16 protein-coding genes are annotated in these 17,068 nt (G+C 43.6%); 7 read left to right on the top strand and 9 right to left on the bottom strand.

Annotated features, from left to right (window positions below; all coding sequences use genetic code 11):
• Window positions 1–173: 173 nt before the first annotated feature.
• Window positions 174–1,145 carry a CHAD domain-containing protein gene (locus L4D79_RS00515; RefSeq protein ID WP_428645910.1) on the top strand — a complete coding sequence of 324 codons (972 nt, stop codon included), beginning with the start codon at window positions 174–176 and terminating at the stop codon, window positions 1,143–1,145.
• Window positions 1,146–1,314: 169 nt separating this feature from the next.
• Here L4D79_RS00515 and L4D79_RS00510 read toward each other — a convergent pair whose 3' ends face one another.
• The 7 genes from L4D79_RS00510 to L4D79_RS00480 form a co-directional block, all read right to left on the bottom strand.
• On the bottom strand, window positions 1,315–2,355 hold the full coding sequence (locus L4D79_RS00510) for a hypothetical protein (RefSeq protein WP_428645907.1): 1,041 nt from the start codon (window positions 2,353–2,355) through the stop codon (window positions 1,315–1,317).
• A 39-nt stretch (window positions 2,356–2,394) separates the two neighbouring features.
• Window positions 2,395–3,318, bottom strand: a complete 924-nt coding sequence (locus tag L4D79_RS00505; protein WP_428645904.1) for a 6-phosphogluconolactonase — start codon at window positions 3,316–3,318, stop codon at window positions 2,395–2,397.
• Window positions 3,319–3,348: 30 nt separating this feature from the next.
• Window positions 3,349–4,080, bottom strand: a complete 732-nt coding sequence (locus L4D79_RS00500) for a sugar isomerase domain-containing protein (protein WP_428645901.1) — start codon at window positions 4,078–4,080, stop codon at window positions 3,349–3,351.
• A gap of 13 nt (window positions 4,081–4,093) precedes the next feature.
• The gene (locus L4D79_RS00495; protein ID WP_428645898.1) at window positions 4,094–5,371 is read right to left on the bottom strand and encodes a TRAP transporter large permease; all 1,278 of its coding nucleotides are present in this window, start codon (window positions 5,369–5,371) and stop codon (window positions 4,094–4,096) included.
• A complete protein-coding gene (locus tag L4D79_RS00490) occupies window positions 5,358–5,888 on the bottom strand; it encodes a TRAP transporter small permease (RefSeq protein WP_428645895.1) in 531 nt (176 codons plus the stop codon). The genes L4D79_RS00495 and L4D79_RS00490 overlap by 14 nt, the downstream gene beginning before the upstream one ends.
• 46 nt (window positions 5,889–5,934) lie before the next feature.
• A complete protein-coding gene (locus L4D79_RS00485; protein ID WP_428645892.1) occupies window positions 5,935–6,954 on the bottom strand; it encodes a TRAP transporter substrate-binding protein in 1,020 nt (339 codons plus the stop codon).
• A 521-nt stretch (window positions 6,955–7,475) separates the two neighbouring features.
• Entirely contained in the window at window positions 7,476–7,958 is a 483-nt protein-coding gene (locus L4D79_RS00480; RefSeq protein WP_428645890.1) for a glutathione peroxidase, read from the bottom strand.
• 158 nt (window positions 7,959–8,116) lie between these two features.
• Between L4D79_RS00480 and L4D79_RS00475 the strand changes: the two genes are divergently transcribed.
• Window positions 8,117–8,644: a hypothetical protein gene (locus L4D79_RS00475; protein WP_428645887.1), complete on the top strand. Its 528-nt coding sequence runs from the start codon at window positions 8,117–8,119 to the stop codon at window positions 8,642–8,644.
• Window positions 8,645–8,933: 289 nt separating this feature from the next.
• Here the strand turns inward: L4D79_RS00475 and L4D79_RS00470 are convergent, their stop codons facing one another.
• Together L4D79_RS00470 and L4D79_RS00465 are read right to left on the bottom strand one after the other, a co-directional pair.
• The gene (locus tag L4D79_RS00470; protein ID WP_428645885.1) at window positions 8,934–9,953 is read right to left on the bottom strand and encodes an adenosine deaminase; all 1,020 of its coding nucleotides are present in this window, start codon (window positions 9,951–9,953) and stop codon (window positions 8,934–8,936) included.
• Window positions 9,954–10,067: 114 nt separating this feature from the next.
• Window positions 10,068–10,847 carry a lipid-binding SYLF domain-containing protein gene (locus tag L4D79_RS00465; RefSeq protein WP_428645882.1) on the bottom strand — a complete coding sequence of 260 codons (780 nt, stop codon included), beginning with the start codon at window positions 10,845–10,847 and terminating at the stop codon, window positions 10,068–10,070.
• Between the two features lie 494 nt (window positions 10,848–11,341).
• Here L4D79_RS00465 and L4D79_RS00460 point away from each other — a divergent pair, with 494 nt between their 5' ends.
• The 5 genes from L4D79_RS00460 to L4D79_RS00440 all read left to right on the top strand — a co-directional run bounded on the left by L4D79_RS00460 (window position 11,342) and on the right by L4D79_RS00440 (window position 17,066).
• Complete coding sequence (locus L4D79_RS00460; RefSeq protein WP_428645879.1) at window positions 11,342–12,244, top strand: LysR substrate-binding domain-containing protein; 903 nt, start codon at window positions 11,342–11,344, stop codon at window positions 12,242–12,244.
• 296 nt (window positions 12,245–12,540) lie between these two features.
• Window positions 12,541–13,203, top strand: a complete 663-nt coding sequence (locus L4D79_RS00455) for a cysteine hydrolase family protein (protein WP_428645876.1) — start codon at window positions 12,541–12,543, stop codon at window positions 13,201–13,203.
• 9 nt (window positions 13,204–13,212) lie between these two features.
• Complete coding sequence (locus L4D79_RS00450) at window positions 13,213–14,085, top strand: oxamate carbamoyltransferase subunit AllH family protein (RefSeq protein ID WP_428645873.1); 873 nt, start codon at window positions 13,213–13,215, stop codon at window positions 14,083–14,085.
• Between the two features lies 1 nt (window position 14,086).
• On the top strand, window positions 14,087–15,640 hold the full coding sequence (gene fdrA / locus L4D79_RS00445; protein ID WP_428645871.1) for an acyl-CoA synthetase FdrA: 1,554 nt from the start codon (window positions 14,087–14,089) through the stop codon (window positions 15,638–15,640).
• Between the two features lie 13 nt (window positions 15,641–15,653).
• Entirely contained in the window at window positions 15,654–17,066 is a 1,413-nt protein-coding gene (locus L4D79_RS00440) for a YlbE family protein (RefSeq protein WP_428645868.1), read from the top strand.
• The last annotated feature ends 2 nt before the right edge of the window (window positions 17,067–17,068 follow it).

Below are 17,068 nucleotides of genomic sequence, written 5' to 3'. Positions count from 1 at the left end.
TTGTAAAGCGTAGACGTAAACTCTCATTGCCAATTTCAAACACTCAGCTTTTATGAGTCATGAGCTAACCGTCATAAATTGTTTTTTCTTCTTATTTGTCAGTGAGATTTTCCTTTTCTCATCACCAAAAAAGAAAATTCCACACTACAGTTAATGAAGGAGGAGAAAATGATATGACAGTGACAAAGCGGGACCAGCTCAAGCTACCAAAACGAAAAAAATCAGCGGTACAACTCTCACCCGAAGTAGAAATTTACCTACCTACATACCATTTTCTTGTTAACGAGTTTGAACACGCTAGAAGACACGAGCCGGGCATCATCCGCGATGATCACGAAGAATTTATTCATCAATACAGAGTAGCATTGAGAAGAAGCCGTGCGCTGATCAGCCAACTCAAACCCTTATTCCACCGACAGGAAAAAGAGATATTGAAAGAGTGCTTAAGGCAGCTCATGCAACATACCAATTTAATGCGTGACCTAGATGTCTTCTTGCTTAATATGGAGCAGTATTTTTCACTACTCGAGCATCAACATCACAAAGGGTTGACCCGCTTCTTTGACGATATTCAATCCCAGCGTAGGAAATCACTGAAATACCTTAAGGGATGGCTTAAGTCCGGAGAGTACAAGTCTACTTGCAAGCAGGTGCTTACTCAGCTTGATAACATGCGGGAAAAACCCACCGCCGAGGGACAGCTAGAGTGCAAAACCACGGCACATAATTTTTTATGGCATCAATTCAAACAGATAGAAAGCCAGTGCCATAACATTGATGCCAATAGCGATGATGCTATCATCCACCAGCTACGGATCGACTGTAAAAAATTCCGTTATTTACTTGAATTCTTCACTCCGATTCTATCGGTTAAAGAGACCAAACAGCAGATTGCCCAACTCAAGATATTGCAGGATAAATTGGGCAGTTTTAATGATTCATCTGTTCAATTGGAATTCTTAAAGCACTACCTGACTGAGCAAAAACAGAAGAGCGGTCGCTATAAAGCGATTGAGGAGTTGATTGATATTTATGGGGATTATCACTTAAAAGTAAAACAGTTAACGGTAGAACAGCTTGTACAATTCAGGCAGCCTCAAAGCCTCGATATTTATTACACGCTTTATCATGAAGTTTCAGGTTAGAAAAAAGAGGATGCATGGCATCCTCTTCCACAGTTGACTAAGCTGCTTGCACTAACCGAACTCTATATTTCTGATGCCCATTCTTAATACGGCACCGTTTAGCAGGTCTCTGTCAAATCGCTAAATTGGCTGAAGACACTTATAACTTGGTTTTTTATATATTTTGTTTTTAGGAGGGTTTATATTCCTGCCCATCAATTTCAGCAGCAGTCACGATAAACTCACCGTCAATCCAAGCCCAGTCGATTTTGCTCAATGCAGCACCATCGACAAATCTTTTATCAAGCATAGTGAGCGCATTTTCGCGTCCGACTTGAACCAATTGTGATGGTGACAATTCAAACCAATTCACCATATGTGACATCATTTGACGCATGGTTACACCTGAGCCAGCCAATCTGTCCTCCTCAAGCATTTTCACTTGCCCATCTACATCAAGACGAATATCAACACTTCCAAGTGTGTAATTGCCTGGTTGTGCAGAAGAACCGGCTGTGCCATCGGTAACAAGAAATAATTTATCAATCCCCTTGGTACGCCATATTATGGTCATAATATGTGGCAGTATATGAATGCTGTCAGCAATAATCCCAGCGTGAATAGCATCATTCGATAGGATAGAAAACAATGGGTTCTCATTCTTATCTAGGGTAGGAGTCAGGCCATTGTTCAGGTGAGTAGCGCAAGTAACCCCAGATTTTGTCGCGTTGACAAGTGCATGGCGATCAACGGCACTATGGCCGATAGAAACACATACGCCAAGGCTGGTAAGGTACTTTGATAACACTAAATCACGATCAGTTTCTGGCGCCAATGTTACCATTGCAACCGGCGTTTTTAGCCCTTCGATCAAGCCTTGATAATTCTCAATAGTCGGCTCTTGAATACCTGACAATGGGTGGCATCCACGATAACCGTCCTGCGCACTAATAAAAGGCCCTTCTAAATGAATACCGAGAACCATCTTTTTGGCTAATTCTGAGCCCTGAATAGCATCATCAAGGACTTTTAAACGATAACGCATTGTTTCAAAAGTATCTGTAATGATTGTTGGCAAGCAAAAGCTTACTCCATCCATTAGCATTTTAATCAGCGCCGACTCTAGCTGCTGAGCGGTAAAATCACCTGCGTTAAAGTCTAATCCGGCATAACCATTGACCTGAAGATCAACCATGCCAGGAGTTTCAAATGCTTTGTATTTATAATCCATTAATAAACCTTATGTAGCTATAAGTTGTTCTTAGCTAAATCACTTAATCACCAAATCGCAAGCCATCAGGCTTGGTCGATAAATGTTAAATACTACGTTGGGATGCTCAGCGAGAACTGAAATCGGCGCAAGACTGGACTGGATTCCTTCTGATAACATCAGCAGTGCCAACTTAAGTCCAAAAGGATTCTGGTTGTTACCAGGGTACCATATTGACACTTTGTCACACTGAAACGTTTCTGCCGGCCCCACTGTTACTGCAGAGGTAGGCATACCATTCAAGTAACGCCCAGCAATACCAGTTGCGTTCTGAATTGTTGAGATCGGGTGCAGGTCAACAGTCCGCGCTTTTAACTGGCGATAAGCTTCTGCGCTCATGGGCGTTTCAGAGTCACGAGCTAGAGGCTCATTAAAAGCCCAATGTAGAGTGTGTCCCAAGCCACCCTGCATCACTTTACAGTCAAATGTATTAAACGACTCACTGAATGTGTCCAAATTATCTAGCGTCGGAAAATGCAGATGTTCGGCTGGAATCCGAAGTTCAGGCCGAATTTTATCAATCCATAAACGATGATTTGCGCCAGTAAAACTCAAAAGGTGGGCAGGATCGATCGTTTTACCATCAACACACCACTCATCCATTCCCCAAAAATGGCAGTGGCGCAAATCGAGGTTAAGCTCATTGATCAGTTTTGCAACAATGGGCATCTGCCGTGTTGGTCCAACTGGACCACATATTCCAGTTGGAGCATCTACAGAAGCTTGTTTCCAAGTCGAAATATATTCCATGGCTTGAGATAAAAACATCTCGTCCAAATCATCATAGATATTAATTCGCAAGTTATCATTAGCCAGTCGCAGTACTTCTTGTTCGCTTAAGTTGGCGGCTCGTTCTAACAAATCTTGATCAAGACAGGTGAAATCCCACCAGTGTTCGTTAACCAAGCTTTTAGCATATTGCATTTTTCGTACTCCTAGGCAATCTGACCGTTGTTATAGGCACCGTACTTTTGATTTGTATTCCTGAAGATAGCGTTGATTTATTTCATCCCCACCATCAACGTTTGAACTCGTCCAAACTGGTGGATTAATACCTTTATTTACCAGCGTATTCACACATTCCGTAACCATGCTCTGCAGTATGGTGCAAGAAGCAATTGAAGACGTAGCACCAACTTTGCTTTCAAACCCTTCGATAGTCATTACCGCATCGCCAACTTCACTATGATCATCCACTACAATATCAAGTACATCTGTGAACTTATAACCACTACTATGGCGAGATGAAACCTCATTACAGAACTTACGGCTAACCAGACCAATTACTGTCATACCCCGTTTTTTAGCTTCTATGGCCATATCAATTGGAACGGCGTTACGGCCCGCCGTTGATACTATAATTAAGCAATCATTTTCGCTGATAGTTTCAGCATCCAGAATTACCTTCGCAAAGCCTTCTTGCCGCTCAGCAAATGTGCTTAACGGAGCACAAGGATAAACAGAAAAAGCAGGAGTAAATATTGCATTAACTGGTACCAAGCCCCCAGCCCGATAAAAAATCTCCATGACCTGCGCTTGGGTATGCCCAGTCCCAAAGATATGAATAATCCCGCCTTTCTCTACGGTATTGGCAAGTGTATTTGATGCTTGTTTGATCTCATCACATTGAGATTCTTTAATTTTATTGAGAATAGAAATTACTTTATCGAAATATTGATTATACATGTTTGTACCATTATTAGATTAAGAAAGAGCTGAGAATTGGGAAAAAAGCAATGATGATGACACCAATTACCATACCGATTAGCATGGGCATCGAACCAGTAAATACTTTTTGAATAGAAGTGTTACTGATCTGATTAGCGATAAATAAATTGCCCCCCAGCGGTGGTGTAATAAAGCCGAGACCAAGACCCATAATGAGCATGATGCCAAACTGATATTGATCCATACCAAACTCGTTAGCTAATGGGTATAGAAGAGGTGTCAAAATAATGATTGACGCAAGGGTATCCATGAAGCAGCCAAGGAACACCAATAGTGCAATAATCATCAACAGGGTTGCAGCTTTACCAGACACGGAGCTGGACATCACATCTGTGAGTAGTTCTGGTATGTGGTAATAAGTTAGTAATTTACATAATGTTACCGCAAATGGAATCAACACCATTGCTATAACTGTCACGATAGCCGCATTAGATAGAACTTTATAGGTGTCTTTAATGGCTAATTCTTTATGAACAAAGGCACCAATAATATAGGCATATAAACAAGCAACTGCGGCTGACTCTGTTGGTGTAAATACACCGGAATAAATCCCCCCTAAGATAATTACAGGAGTTAAGATTGCCCACTTAGCTTCCTTCAAAGCATTCCAACGACTTTGCAAGGTTCCCTTCGCTTTTTTTCCACCCCAGTTATTTTTCTTTGAAATCACATACGCAGGGATCGCCATACTTAGAGCAAAAACTAATCCGGGTATGATGCCAGCGATAAACATAGTTGAAACTGAAGTGCCAGGCTGAGAAAGAGAATAAATGATCATTGGGTTTGATGGAGGGATGATAATCGCAATTACACCCGCACAAGCCGCTACGCCAGCTGCAAAGCCCTTGCTATAACCTTGCTTCACCATTGCAGGAATGGTGATTGCACCAACCGCTGCAACGGTTGCAGGTGCTGACCCCGATAGGCCTCCAAATAACAGAGATGCAAAAATTGTCACGATCGCAAGACCACCGTACATATGGCCAACAAACTCTTCAGCCAAATTGAGGATCCGTTGTGCAACCCCCCCGGTTGCCATCAAACTCCCGGCAAGGACGAACATAGGCACGGCAAGCATAGGAAAGCTATCGAGGGCGTAATAAGAGTCCATCACAATATCGATCATATGGGTGCCAGTCATAATAAACGCGAGGAATATTACCAGCCCCAAGCTTGCCATGATCGGAACATGTATAAACACCATTACAAAAAATAGTAGAATCAGTAATGCAGCCTCATATGACGCCATATTTCTCGCCCTCTATAGTTTTTTGTTGAGAAACATTTACTTTATATGAATTTATTGACTTCAGAATACTCTGCACTAGACGAACTATGGTTAATAAAGCACTTCCTGGGATGACACAAAGCAATAACCAAAGTGGTAATTCAAGCCCCTCTGTTGTACTACCTAACATATGATGGAATTCAATTGCTAAATAAGAAGCATACACAAGTAATACGCATAGAATGCTAAACAGTACTTTAGATACAATTTCCAATATTAATCTCAATAAGTATTTTGAATCTTTTGGTAGCAGATCGATGATAATATGCCGTTCAGTTTTTACTGCCCAAGGAATACCAATGAACACAATGAAGATCATAAGTGTGCGCGATATTTCATCGGTATATGCAGATGGAGAGTTAAGTACGTAACGATTAAATACCTCAATATTCAATGTGACCGCTATATAACCAAGCATCACACTGCATAAAAACTCTTCGAATCTATCAGTAATAATTTTTAATTTATTTAGTAACATAGATAACCTATTTACCCCCCTAGTTTAGGGGGGCTAAATTTTGTTATTAGTTAAGGACTGCTTGAATCGCTTCGTAGAAAGCAATTTCATCCGCGTCTAGACGCTCAAGCGCAACCTTGGTTGCCTTTTCAAGAATGATGTCTTTAAATTCGTCTTTTTCTTCACGAGTTGGATAATAGATATCAACACCTTGGCTTGTGAGTGTTTCAATTGCAGTCTTGAATTCAGTTTCGTAGATATCCAATGTATCAATAATAGATTGGTCCGTTGCGCGCTGAACGTTCTCGCGTACTTCGTCTGGAAGGCTTTCCCAGAATCGCTTATTGACAACGGTATAGCTACCATGATTTTGGAAATCTAGCATAGTGAAATTACCGGCCACTTCACCCAACGCGAACGCTGTAGAAGTAATTGGTGGAATGGCGAGACCATCAACTGTCCCCGTTTGCATAGCAGTAAATACTTCAGAAACGGCCATAGTGGTTGGACCGGCACCCAAGCTACGCATGATTTCACGCTCTACTGCACTTGGAGTAACACGGATTTTCAAGCCATTAACATCTTTTGGAGAGCGTATAGCGGCATTGGAGCTCATGATACCGCGGAATTCGGTTGGGAAAACACTTAGCAGGTGGAGATTCTTTTTATGCATATTTTTCTGCAACGCATCTACAACAGGACCTTCTAAGCGGCCTTCCGGGTAGAATAAAGCGCGTAATGAATCTGCGTCTTCAACCAAAAACGGAATATCTAACACTCGGAATGCCGGTACCGTTGAACTGATAACGGCACCAGAAGTTACGGCGGCTTGCACCTGGCTTCCTAATTGTGTTTTTTGGATCAACTGGACATCGTTGCCCATTGCGCCGCCCCAGCTAACACTGACATCGAATTTTTCATCAGTATATTCAGATGCGTAATCAGAAAACAAATTAATTGTTTTCGCCCAATGAGTATTATTATGAGTCGGTGTTGCGTAAGTCATTGTAATATCACTTGCAGCAACATTCAGTGAGGTAAAAGACATAACGGCTGCAGTAAGTAAAGCCGATATAGAATACTTCATATCTAAATCCTTGTTCACGTTTTAAATGTATTTACTTTAATATAATATTTTTTCTAGTAAGAACTTAACAAAACAACACATGGCACAAATAGATATAGATCACACATTTACATACAGTGATATTTATCACACAACCACAAATAACAACAAAAAACACTATAAAAACAATATGGTATCAAATTGAAATCAATATAAAACCGAACGCTCACTTTTTAAAAATGTGACATCAATGTGATTTTATTGTGGGTAATATAACTCAGACTCATATTAATGGTGCGATATACTGCTTTGAATATCATTTATTTAATATTTTTTAAAGCATTAAATAAGAAAATCAACTATTGCGTATTATTAATATGATACATTTTTTTACATCTCTATTTAATAATAATATAGAAACATACAAAAAATTATGAACAGAAAAACTGACTTCTATTCTACACTTATAAATAATTCTCTAATTCAGTTGTTGTAAGTAGAGCCCACGCATTCTCTCACGTGGGCTAAGTCTCATTAAGTCGCTATAGGCCCAACGCGCGGACGATATCTTTTTCAATCGCCTCTGGGGTTTTGGTAGGGGCAAAACGCTTCACTGGCTTGCCATCACGGCCAATCAGGAACTTGGTAAAATTCCATTTGATCTTCTTACCCATCAAGCCCGGCAGCGCACTTGTCAGGTATTTGAACACTTCGTGGCTATCTGGCCCATTAACATCCACTTTTTCAAACATCGGAAAGCTAACACCGTAGTTTAGCTGGCACACTTGTTCTATTTCATTGTTCTCACCCGGCTCTTGGCCGCCAAACTGGTTACAAGGAAAACCAAGAATAACGAGCCCTGTATCCTGATACTTATCAAATAGCGTCTGCAAGCCTTTATACTGAGGCGTAAAGCCACACTCACTTGCAGTATTCACCACCAGTACCACCTTCCCTTCAAACTCGCTCATATCAACAACATCACCGTTGATCTTGCTGGCAGAAAGCCCATAAAAGCCTGACATAACTTTTCCCCCTGAGTGATTAGGACGTCGTGTTTACATACACAAGTCACTTAGTTATATAGTCTAAGTGAATGATTTAGAAAGTTAGCTCTAATTTTCGTATACTGGCTAAAGCTTATGTTTACCTATAGTGCAGTATGAAACCATTAAAACACCTATTGAATGAATTTGGCTTTGAGCAACTTCCATTTAGTGACACCGAACGTGAGTTTGCTACCGGATTCATCGATTTTCGCTCTGAATTTTTCCTTAGCGTTTGCCAACAGAAAGCAGAAAAACCTCAGCAAGATCTTGCACTTGGATTATTGACTCAATCTTTCCAGCAAATATTAGATGAGTTTCAAGCGACCCAGAGCAAAATCTCAGAAATGGATGCGCTATTTCAGCAACATGTTGGAGAAGAGCATGCACAGAAGTTCCACACAATGAATGAAGTGGAAGTGAAGGCCATAGGAATGATTTGGTTCCTGTGTCAGGGTTTTAATGGTATTGATTTTAGCTATGCCAATGACCATGCCACAGAAGTCAGCCATCAGCTTGCCACAAGCAGCAGCCAGCACGCTGAAGCACTCCGACAGCAATTCATGCAATCCTATTACATTGGGGTTGATCAGGCTCTCAAAATCAAACCGAAAGCCGGCTGGCTATTAACATTACAAAAGGCCGTGAAATCGCTTTTTAATTAAGGACTTGCTCTAACGAGACGATAATAGCCAATTTGGCATATCCGATTAAAGACCTTTAACCATTGAAAAATAATGGTTATTACAAAATTCAGCCAGCAAATAAAAATATTGAACAGTCAGCACAATGTAAATAGTTAAGCCAAAAGAAAATTAACAAAACAGCGTACAACTTTTACATAAACGATCGTTGCACGTTTTTTACCCAGACCGTATGATTATCGCACTTCAAATATGTTGTTCCTTAATCGATTTATTGCTACGCCTATCATGGACTTGATAGGCGTTTTTTTTAGATAATCGGCCGAAACTGAATTTCCAGATAATGTTCCAATTTCTGCTGCAATAGCCGTTTCTTCTCACCACTCAAGAAACTTGCCTGAATCGCATTCTCGCTAAACTTTGCCACGTCTTGCTTAGTCAAATCGAAAGCCTCAGCAACAGCCAAGTAGTTATCATTGAGATAACCACCGAAATAAGCAGGATCATCGGAATTAATTGTTACCAGTACCCCTTGCTTCAAAAGATCGACAATATTATGTTCAGCGATGTCAGCAAATACATTTAGCTTCACATTGGATAATGGGCATACCGTCAAAGGAACTTGGTGTACAACTAAGTAGTCCACCAACTTGGGATCATCACTGCATCGCACGCCATGATCAATACGATCAACGTGAAGCGCTTCGATCGCTCCCCAGATATAATCGGCTGATCCTTCCTCCCCAGCATGGGCGACAGTTTTGAACCCCGTATTCCTCGCCATGGCAAATACCCGTTCGAATTTTTGCGGAGGGTTACCCAATTCAGCCGAATCTAATCCAACCCCAATAATGTCGTCCCGATAGCTTATTGAATGCTTCAGCGTCTCTATGGCGTCTTCCTCCGATAAATCACGCAAGAAGCACATTATTAATCCAGACGAGATCCCTAACTCAGTTTCACCGTCCGCCAAAGCTTGAGTGATCCCTTTTATTACGGTGTCGAAGGCTACCCCAGCCTGAGTGTGTAGCTGAGGATCAAAAAAAACTTCGGTATGAATAACATGCTCTTCTTTACACCGTTTGAGATAGGCGTAGGTCAGATCATAAAAGTCCTGCTCAGTTTGGAGTACCAAGGCGCCTTGATAGTAGAGGTTGAGAAATGCTTGGAGATTATTGAACTGATAAGCCGCTTTTAACGACTCTACTGAAGAATAGGGAAGCGTGACGTTATTGCGCTCAGCCAGAGCAAGCATCAACTCTGGCTCAAGCGTACCTTCGAGGTGAAGATGAAGTTCAACCTTAGGTAAACCACTGATAAAGCCTTTCATTACTCTTCCTCCACAGAAAGGGTAAGGTTCCCTACCCTTTGGAGTCTAAGATCGTATTGATTCAAATAATCACAATAGTCGATACTCGAACCGCCTACCCGGCATTTACCGGTATTACTCGGTCAAATCAGTATCAATCCAGTATTTCGAACCTGAAATGTTAGCATCAAGCAACAGGCCTTTCTCACCAATCTGGTAAATGGCCATACCCCCATTGTATTTCGCTGCCAGCTCGGCACTCTCCGTCCCGGCTACAGCGCCAACCTCTGAAGTCGCTTCCCAACCATCGGTAACAAATCCATCAAAGGTTTTTTGATCTTCAAAGAAGATCACTTGCTGGTAGAACTTGCCGCCAAATCCAGCAGCAAGCCCTGCACCAAACATTTTCATGTAAGTGTGTTTATCCGTTTGGCGGTTCACCGCAACGCCAGCCCCTTGGTTGGTATGGAGCATCAGTGAAAACTTACGAGAATCGAATACGGCATAACCATAGGCACTATCGAACAGTAACTTGGCAGAAGGCTGTTCGTTGAATAACCGAACCAGAGCCGTATCAGCCATGGTATTCAAAGCAAGGCGGGCTTCCTCTGGGGTTTCAGGCTCTAGCATCTCATCAAGCTTAGCATCGGCCACATCCAGCCACTCTTTGCTTTTCTTGACGGAGGCATCCGTCCACTCACCGGCAGTGTTATAGGCATCTTCTCCCCATTCAGAGACTGAGTCCCAAGTCTCCTTTGAGAAATCCGACACGGAATCCCAGGCTTCTTTAGAGCCTTTACCAACCTCTTCGCCTAGCTTTGAAGCGGCATCTTTAATTTCATCCCAGCCGGCATGTACTGGGGCTGTTACTGCAGTGGCTAGTGCCAATGCAATAATTAGCGTTTTAATTTTCATTCTTTCCTCCTATACCCAAGTGGCGTCATGGTGCTTGGTTCAGCGAGAATTACTTGGTTGATAGGCAAGGCGGCGATTTGCAGATACTAGTCGCTCTAATACAAAAATCGCCAACACAGCATAACAGCCAAGTAAACTCGCCCTTAGGGAGCCAATTTCTACATCTGCTAACCTCGAATAAGTCAACAACTCCATTCAGTTATCTTCTTTGAAATGAAAACCTCGATAAAGCTCTGAATCCAGCTTCTTGATGTCACTTGGGTATAACATATCATCGTTAATAGTAGCTCCTCTACAATCTGTAACAACAAGGCTATCAATATGGTTCAAGGATATTTACATAGAAGCAGTTTAAAGAAGGTGTTGAATTGAAGAAACTATTTTGAATATTAATGAAATCAAGCTGTGACACTGAGCTTGCAAATGTACACAGAGCGTTGATTACCCCCTGCAAAAACATATAATTTTATCAACCTTGCTATTCGGATATCAGCATGCCCCTGTCTAAAGACGCGCTTAAAACCATTCATGTCATCGCTAAATCAGGCAGCTTTGCCGTTGCCGCAGAGCGGCTCAGTCGTGTACCTTCAGCCGTTAGCTATACCGTAAAGAAAATGGAAGAGGAGCTTGGTTTTCCATTGTTTGACCGAACAGGTCGGCAGGTGAAGCTTACACCTGCGGGGCAGTACTTTATCGACCAAAGCCAATGGATGCTTGATTCTTACGAAGAGCTCGTTCGCAACACAGCCATGATCAGCACCGGGGTGGATGTTTCATTTTCGATTGCCATTAATAATATTATTAATCGTGATGGCCTCATTGATTTAATTGCACAGCTAAACGAGCAGTTTCCCTCGACCCAGATTTCAATCAAAACTGAAGTCTATAACGGCTGTTGGGATGCGTTATACGATCGGCGAGCAGACTTGGTCATTGGTGCACCACACTCAGCACCAAAGATGGAAGGGATTATCTATCATTCCATTGGTAACATTGAATGGGACTTCATCGTCGCACAGTCTCACCCACTGGCAAGTAAAATAGCCGTATTAACGGCAGAGCAGCTACGCTACTACCCCGCTATTGTCGTCAAAGACACCTCACAGCACATCTCACCGCAAGATACCTGGTCCCTCACAGGGCAGAAAATTATTTATGCCCCAGAGTTAACAACCGCGATAAAGATGATTGAGCGTGGTGTCGGAATTGGCTATATCCCCCACCATCGTATAAAGAACTTGCTAGACCAGGGAACTGTCATTAAGAAAGCCATTGTCGAACATAAACAGCCAACGCAGCTATTTTATGCCTGGCATGCCAACCGTGAGAGTCCTGTATTGAACTGGTGTATCGAATACTTGATGCAGCCAGAAAACGCCAATCAGTGGTGCAGTTAAAAACGGTGCTCAAACGCCGTGATCCAGTTCAGATTTTCAGCCTTTTGGCTCAGTAAAAAGCTGAAACGACACATCAGTTTTTTCGATGTAAGTATAAAAACTGTGATTTGTTCCCAATCACAGCCATCTCGCACCATAATAATGTGATGAGTCACGCACCAATGTCTGACTCATCAAAATCTTTGATTTCAGAGGTCTAATTTACTCACTTTTTTAATTAGTCACAGCTGGATAATATCAGTCCTGTGCTAACCACCAAGAGTTAGCCTGACCCAATAATTAAAGGTTATTGAACTATGACTAGAACATTTAATGCCGAACCCTTTGCCCTCGAATTTACTCCTGAAACAACTGCTTTGGTTGTCATTGACATGCAACGTGACTTTGTTGAGCCCGGCGGGTTTGGTGAAGCACTCGGTAATGATGTGTCGCTGGTTCGCTCTGCCATTGAGCCTTGCGGCAAAGTACTACAAGCAGCACGCAATGCGGGAATGATGGTAATTCATACTCGTGAAGGTCACCGTGCCGACCTTAGCGATTGTCCACCTGCGAAGCTAACGCGTGGTGGCAAGACGTTTATCGGTGAAGCGGGTCCAAAAGGTCGCATTCTCATTCGTGGTGAAGAAGGCCATGACATTATTCCTGAGCTCTACCCTATCACTGGCGAACCTATTATCGATAAGCCAGGTAAAGGGGCTTTCTACCAAACTGACCTTCACCTTATTCTGCAAAACCACAATATCAAAACCCTGATTGTTTGCGGTGTAACGACCGAAGTCTGTGTTAACACGACAGTGCGTGAAGCCAATGACCGCGGTTATGAGTGCATCATTCCCGAAGATTGTGTGGGTTCTTATTTCCCTGAGTTTCAAAAATATGCACTCGAAATGATCAAAGCGCAGGGTGCAATTTTCGGTTGGGTATCTAACGCGGAAAATATTATCGAGGGTCTAAAGTAAGCTGCAGACATGATCCTTGCGCTTACTAAGGGATACCTTTGCCCAACTCTGTCATTCAATGGCAAAGTACACAGCGTCTTTAAGCGGTCGGTAAACATAGCAACAGACCAAAAAGAGACACCTTTGGTATCCCTACTCGACGACACATTACCTGAGACCCCAACAGCCTATCAGTGCAATTGGGGAGCACAAAAAAACTTAATGGCAATGGTAAATGTGGGTGACGCCGTATTTATGCGAGGAGGTATTATACGCTTTAGCTCTCCTTCATCGCTGGCAATAAATACTTTAACAGCCACAAACTGGTCACAGGCGCCACCTTTACCACAAATAAATAGAGAGAGAGTTAAAGATAATATTCTCGTCGCAGAAAAAGTCTTGGCTAAACATATTTCTAAAAACGAAATACAGCCACTATCTTCTGTTGATGAATATATATATCACCTAGGTTTAATCACACCTAAATGTATTAACTCGTTCCCAGAAACACTCGTTAAAAACATAGGTTATGGCATAGGACTCACACCTTCCGGTGATGACTTTTTGATCGGCGTTATGGCCGTGCTGGCCAGCATTCAGAAATTAAACCCTGCAGCTGGCGTAGCCTTCCAATGTTTGCAAAAGCAAGTACCACAAGGTATTGCAAAGACGACAGATATCAGCGCTCACTATTTATCACTGGCACTATCACAGCATTTTTCAAAGCCAGTGCAATGGCTGATTTATTACTTATTTACGGCAACAGAGATACCAACAATTGAAGCAACAATAACAACCAATCTCAATATTGGTTCAAGTTCTGGTGCCGATACGGTTGCAGGCATCGTGTACTGCATAAAGAAATTATTACTGAGTAAACAAGTTAAAACTGACTGGTATTAATATGGTTATTAAATATAAAACGTTTGAAAATCTCTATCAGGACTCTGTTTCCCTGATGCAGATTTCAGCCAGCCTTAATAAAACTGATGGCATCGAAGAAGCTTCAGTCGTTATGGGAACCGAAGCCAACTTATCCCGCATGGCTGATGCCGGTTTTGGTACAGACATCGCAGCCAAACCCAACGACCTCGTCATTGCAGTTAGAGGTGACGACAAAGCCTGTGATGAAGCCATCGAGCACGCACAAAAAGCCCTAACAGCCAAACCTGATACCGGCAATGATGGTCAGCAGTTCTCGCAAACTCTCACCAGTTTTGCGCTTGGTTTAGAGCATCACCCCGACGCTAACCTCGCGCTGATCTCCGTACCTGGCGAATATGCGGCGGCAGAAGCGATGAAAGCACTGAACCTTGGCCTGAATGTCATGATGTTCAGTGACAATGTTTCGCTCAATGATGAAAAACGTATCAAGCAGCTAGCGCAACAGAAAGAATTAATGGTGATGGGCCCAGACTGTGGAACAGCCATTATTAACGGTATTCCACTTGGTTTTGCCAACGTTGTCCGTCGTGGTGCCATTGGCGTAGTCGCGGCATCAGGTACTGGATTACAGGAAGCAACATGCCGTATTCATCAACTGGGTGAAGGGGTATCCCAAGCCTTGGGGACTGGCGGCCATGACCTACACCAGGAAGTCGGTGGGATCTCTATGTTACACGGCCTGCAAGCACTGGCCGAAGATGAAGAAACGCAAGTTATTGTATTGATATCTAAGCCACCAGCAAAAGCGATTGCCGAGCGTATCTTGTCAACCGCATCGCAAATAGATAAACCCGTTGTCGTTCACTTCCTTGGTGCCGGCAAAACGGAATCTGCCCCAAGCAATGTATATTTCGCTGACTCACTGGCACACTCTGCTGATGTTGCTGTCGCTATTCTTGGCAACCAAGCAATCCCACCAGCCACTGTGCAAGCACAGAGCAGCGTAACAGCATGTGAAGCACAGTTGGCAAAACTACAAACCCAGCTTTCAGTAACCCAGCGTTACATCAGAGGTGTATTTGCTGGCGGTACCTTCTGTTATGAAGCCCAGATTATTGCATCACAATATGGTTTTAGCGCGTACTCAAACACCCCTATCATGGGTAATAGCTTACTTGATGATGTTTGGAGCAGCCAACAACATACCATTGTTGACCTCGGTGATGACGACTTCACCCAGGGCCGTCCGCATCCAATGATCGACCCTAGCTTGCGTAACCAGCGTATTCTTCAAGACGCTCAGGACCCCAATACTGCAGTTGTACTGTTTGATGTTGTTCTCGGTTACGGAGCCTCTGAGCAACCTTTGTCTGAACTCCTTGCCATCATTGAGCAAGTCAACAGTGAACAGGCCACTCCGCCAGCCTTTATCGCCCATGTTTGTGGTACCGAACAGGATCCCCAATCACGCGAATTGATCCGTCATTCATTGGCAGATGCTGGTGTCTTGGTGGCTAACAATAATGCTGATGCTGCACATCTCGCCGCTCACCTTGTCTCTCAACTTGGCTAATTAGGTAATTCCAATGAAAGCACTTTTCACTCAAAAGCTTACGGTCCTTAATGCCGGTCTCACGAGCTTTGCCTCTAACATTGAGCGTGCCGGTGGTGATGCCATTGCCATGAATTGGCAACCACCAGCAGGTGGCGACCGTGACGGCGGTCTCGCCCTTGCGAGTCTACTAAACCAGCCTGAGGTTGAGCAGGCAAACCAAACGGCGATGGATCGTTACCTCGCCGCCCAGCCGATGCTAGTGGATGTCATGTATGCCGGTGAGGCAATACCAGCACTGGCAGAGAAGAAACTGATCTTACACGCTGGCCCTCCAATTGCTTGGCATGACATGTGCGGTCCTGTTCAGGGCGCTATTTTAGGTGCCATTTTATTCGAGAAGTGGGCTGAAAACCTTGAACAAGCAGAAGCACTTATCCTCGATGGGGAGGTCACCTTTGAACCCTGTCACCACTATGATGCCGTTGGGCCAATGGCCGGCATAATCAGCCGCTCTATGCCGCTATGGGTCATCGAAAACCCAGCGCATAACAACGAACGCGTATACAGCAACTTCAACGAAGGTCTTGGTAAAGTATTACGTTTTGGTGCTAATAGTGAAACGGTTATTGAGCGCCTTGAATGGATGGGAACTGAGCTTGCCCAAGCCATGAAAGCCATGCTGCTACAGTCTGGTCCCATTGAGCTCAAGCCAATTATGGCTCAAGCGCTACATATGGGCGATGAAGTCCATAACCGCAATGCAGCAGCAACAGGCTTATTGCTAAAACAGCTGGTGCCTGCGCTACTAAGTTCCTCACTACCACAGGAACAAATTCAGCGTGCCGTTGGTTTTATCACAGCCAATGACCATTTCTTCCTGAACCTCTCGATGGCAGCTTGTAAGAGTATGCTTAAGGCCGCCGAGAATGTGCCGCACAGTACCATGGTAACTGTCATGGCGCGTAACGGTGTCAATTTTGGTATCCGTCTTTCCGGTACAGGCAACACATGGTTCCAAGCCCCGGCGAACCCCGTTGACGGGCTTTTCTTCCCGGGATATGGCGTCGACGATGCTGCCGCTGATTTGGGCGATAGCGCCATTACCGAAACAGCAGGCGTGGGTGGCTTTGCAATGGCTTCCTCGCCAGCCATCGTGAAATTTGTTGGCGGTACGCCAGCAGATGCGACAAACAACAGCCGCTCAATGCAAGCCATCACGCTAGGAGGCAACCCGGCCTTCACCCTTCCAGCACTTAACTTTGCGCCTACAGCTGCAGGTATTGATGCTCGTAAGGTAGTTGATCATTCCGTACTGCCAATTATCAATACGGGCATTGCTCACAAACAAGCGGGCGTGGGCCAGATTGGGGCCGGTATCACCACCGCGCCGATGAAATGCTTTGTTAATGCATTACGTTCACTCGCAACCCAACACTACCGCTAGGA

The organism is Photobacterium satsumensis, from assembly GCF_050336935.1.
Lineage (GTDB): Bacteria > Pseudomonadota > Gammaproteobacteria > Enterobacterales > Vibrionaceae > Photobacterium > Photobacterium satsumensis.
Note: the sequence above shows the minus strand (reverse complement) of the source record. Positions and strands in the feature narration are given on the sequence as shown.